Consider the following 389-nt stretch of genomic DNA (forward strand, 5'->3'; position numbering starts at 1 on the left):
CTGGGCGTCGCGATTCCCACCGCGGATCACGGCTTCACCGGCGGCATTGTCTGGTGGGCCAACAAGGCAAAGGCCGATCTGGAGAAAGCGCACCCGAACCTCAAGGTGATCGTGAAGACCGCGGCCGGCTCGCCCGAGCAGGCAAACCAGTTGCAGGACCTCGTCACGGTCAACAAGATCAATGCGCTCGTGATCTTTCCGTTCGAATCGGCGTCGCTCACGCAGCCGGTTGCGCAGGTCAAGAAGAAGGGCGTGTATGTGACGGTAGTGGATCGCGGCCTGACCGACACCAGCGCGCAGGACGCCTACGTGGCCGGCGACAACACCGCCAATCAGCCGTGACGCGCGGCTGGGCGGCTCGCTGGCCGACGCAGTGAGCTGCAATGCCG

General features: G+C 64.8%; 1 protein-coding gene. It reads left to right on the forward strand.

What is annotated here, in order from left to right:
• Positions 1-342, forward strand: a 342-nt coding sequence (locus EN874_RS32415) for a substrate-binding domain-containing protein (protein WP_210238594.1), incomplete at its 5' end; no start/stop codon positions are given.
• Between the last annotated feature and the right edge of the window lie 47 nt (positions 343-389).

Origin of the sequence: Mesorhizobium sp. M1D.F.Ca.ET.231.01.1.1, assembly GCF_003999155.2 — a bacterium.
Lineage (GTDB): Bacteria > Pseudomonadota > Alphaproteobacteria > Rhizobiales > Rhizobiaceae > Mesorhizobium.